Raw genomic sequence first — 3,058 nt, 5'->3', positions numbered from 1 at the left:
TTAATGTTGAGTCGAGGAAGTTGGAAAATGCCATTAAATTCAGATTAACAGCATTGAGCAGTAACTCAATTGACATCAGCACGCGCACAGCGTTGCGGCTGGTAATTAAACCATAGATGCCAATACAGAATAAAGCTGCTGCTAGTAATAGAAAGTACTGGAGTTGCATGAATCTGAATATACCTCCTGAAAAATCTGGCTATTTATCTACGACTCAAATCGTAAATATTACTCTTTTGTTTCGCTAGTTGTTGATACTAGTTCTCTGGGGCGTTCTTGCAAAGTCAAAACAGTTTGCCCCAGTTTGGATGGTGTCAACAGGTCTGGCAAATACTCGCGGCGTGCCAAAATAATTGCTCCTACCATTGCTATCAACAGCAAAATGGAAGCCAGTTCAAAAGGCAGTAGAAAGTCAGTGAAGAAATGTTCTCCAATTAAAACTATAGAACTTTCGCCACCCGCCACTGGAGCAGCTGAGTAAGCCCAAGGAGTAGCCAGCACCATGGTGCTTAAAAGACCGAACAATCCGACACTGACTATACCCGTTAGTACTTTCCGCACCCAAGAGTTGGGAAATGCTACAAAATTCTCCCGCTTGTTCACCAACATAATGGCAAACAAAATCAACACATTAACCGCCCCAACGTAAATCAGTATTTGTGCAGCTGCAACAAAATCAGCATTTAGCAACAGGTAGATTCCCGCTATGCTGATGAACACACCCCCCAGCAAAAAGGCAGAATAGACGATGTTGGAGAACAGCACCACACCAATGGCCGCCCCAATCATCATCACGCCTAGTATGCCAAGCGATACAAACTGTACTCCTTCTGCTAGATTCACTGTTTTTTGTCCTTAGTCATTGGTCATTAGTCATTGGTCATTGGTCATCAGTCATTGGTCATTGGTCATTAGTTATTGGTCAAATAACGAAGGACAAAGGACAATGGACAAATGACAAATGACAAATTACATTTATTTTTCTGTTTGTTCTACCAGTTCTTCTGGACGCGCACCAGCACGCGGTGCATCTGCGGGCAGTCCATGTGGTTCGAGGACGCCTTTGGGTAGGTAAACTAGTTCGCGCAGTGGTGTAACCATTGGATCATCTGTTACCTTGTAGGGCAGACGACCTAGCGCTACGTTGTCATAGTTCAATTCATGGCGATCGTAAGTGGAAAGCTCATACTCTTCTGTCATGGATAGACAGTTAGTCGGGCAAAATTCCACACAATTACCGCAAAAGATACAAACTCCAAAGTCAATGCTGTAGTGGTTGAGTTTTTTCTTTTTGCTGGCTTTGTCGAATTCCCAATCTACTACAGGCAGGTTAATTGGACAAACGCGAACACAGACTTCGCAAGCGATGCATTTATCAAATTCAAAGTGAATTCTACCGCGAAACCGTTCGCCAAGAATCAGTTTTTCGTAAGGGTACTGTACGGTAATCGGACGCCGCCGCATGTGGTCAAAGGTAACAGAAAGTCCCTGACCAATGTAACGCGCAGCTTGTACCGTTTCTTTGGCGTAATCACCAACTTGTTTCAGGAACTTTAGCATTTTTTGTCTCTCTTTTAAGGGGATAAAAGTTAAAAGTGAGGAGTGAGGAGTGAGGAGTTAGGAGTGAGGAATGAGAAGTTAATTAAAAACTCATAACTCATAACTCATAATTTATAACTCCTAACTCTTAACTCTTAACTCTCTCATTACCCGCCGAAGGCGAAGGGAAAGGCTAGTTTCAGGGCGGCGGTTAATAGAAGATTAACCAAGCCAACTGGCAACAAAAACTTCCATCCTAAATCTAACAGTTGGTCAATCCGTACACGTGGCACTGTCCAGCGCAACAGGATGGCGACAAACACTAGTAAATAGGCTTTGAACACGGTCATCGTGATCCCCAAAGCAGCAGTTATTATCTGCAATACGGGATTTAGTTCACTGACTCCCAGCCAACCAGCGATGAGGTTGAGGGGAATGGGAAAATCCCAACCGCCCAGGTAGAGAATTGCTACTAGTAGGGAAGAAAGGATCAAGTTCACGTAAGAACCCAGGTAGAAAAGACCGAATTTCATACCTGAGTATTCAGTCTGATAGCCTGCGACGATTTCTTCTTCGGCTTCAGGTAAGTCAAAGGGTAATCGTTCGCATTCAGCTAGGGCGGCTATCCAAAAGATCAAAAAACCGATTGGTTGTCGCCAAATGTTCCAGCCCAGAATGCCGTAGCCAGACTGTTGATTGACAATATCAACGGTGTCGAGGCTGTTAGACATCATAGCGATCGCTAACACCGCTAACGCCAAAGGAATTTCATAACTAATAGATTGCGCTGCTGCTCGCAACCCCCCTAAGAGGGAGTATTTATTATTAGATGCGTAGCCAGCCATTAACAAACCAATGGGTTGAATGCTTGACAAGGCAATCCACAAGAATACGCCCATGCCGACATTGCTAATTACGATGTTCTGCCCAAAGGGGACGATCAGGAATGACAGAAACACCGGAATCACAACAATAATTGGCCCAAGGGTAAACAGCCAAGGGTCAGATTTGGCTGGTACTATATCTTCTTTAAATACCAACTTCAAGCCATCCGCTACAGGTACCAGCAACCCAAAAGGCCCCTGGTATTCTGGCCCAATTCGCTGCTGTGCGGCGGCGGAAATTTTTCGTTCTAGCCAAGTAGCAACTAATACCCCTACTGTTGCCCCAATCAGCATCAGTATCATTGGCAGTGGCATCCAAATCGCTTTGGCTGTTCCTGGTGGTATACCTAAATCCCGGAGGGATTCAATAAAAGTTCCTTGGAGGTCAATTCCTGAGTTCATGTTTCCACTCTTTAAGACATCGAGTCATAGTGAATTACAACTATTAGTTGAATTAATACCTGTAATTTCACCCATTTTTAATTTTTGCCCAGATGACGCTTGATTGAAGATTTGTTGCTAATGCCCATGCCTAGTATATCGTCGGATGGTTTTAGCCCTCTGAAGCGAGATGAGAACTTCTACTTATGGTTGGCATTGAGATTGCTATTGAGGAGATGAGGAAGCAGGGGGAG

At 44.2% G+C, this 3,058-nt stretch carries 4 protein-coding genes; all 4 read right to left on the bottom strand.

Annotated elements, in window-relative coordinates; genetic code table 11:
• Positions 1 to 169, bottom strand: a 169-nt coding sequence (locus tag ACFE90_RS37500; RefSeq protein ID WP_375507293.1) for an NADH-quinone oxidoreductase subunit K, incomplete at its 3' end; no start/stop codon positions are given.
• 59 nt (positions 170 to 228) lie between these two features.
• A complete protein-coding gene (locus tag ACFE90_RS37495) occupies positions 229 to 843 on the bottom strand; it encodes an NADH-quinone oxidoreductase subunit J (RefSeq protein ID WP_375507292.1) in 615 nt (204 codons plus the stop codon).
• Positions 844 to 975: 132 nt separating this feature from the next.
• Positions 976 to 1,560: an NAD(P)H-quinone oxidoreductase subunit I gene (gene ndhI, locus ACFE90_RS37490; protein WP_375507291.1), complete on the bottom strand. Its 585-nt coding sequence runs from the start codon at positions 1,558 to 1,560 to the stop codon at positions 976 to 978.
• 146 nt (positions 1,561 to 1,706) lie between these two features.
• On the bottom strand, positions 1,707 to 2,825 hold the full coding sequence (nuoH, locus tag ACFE90_RS37485; protein WP_375507290.1) for an NADH-quinone oxidoreductase subunit NuoH: 1,119 nt from the start codon (positions 2,823 to 2,825) through the stop codon (positions 1,707 to 1,709).
• Positions 2,826 to 3,058 lie beyond the last annotated feature (233 nt).

The organism is uncultured Nostoc sp. (assembly GCF_964245445.1).
In the GTDB taxonomy this organism is placed as follows: Bacteria; Cyanobacteriota; Cyanobacteriia; order Cyanobacteriales; family Nostocaceae; genus Nostoc.
The sequence above is the reverse complement of the archived record's forward strand: the minus strand, read 5'-3'. Positions and strand labels throughout refer to the sequence as shown.

What these genes read in the sequence shown, in the direction of transcription:
- ndhI (WP_375507291.1), bottom strand. Translation starts at nt 1,560, where the DNA reads ATGCTAAAGTTCCTGAAACAAGTTGGTGATTACGCCAAAGAAACGGTA.
- nuoH (WP_375507290.1), bottom strand. Translation starts at nt 2,825, where the DNA reads ATGAACTCAGGAATTGACCTCCAAGGAACTTTTATTGAATCCCTCCGG.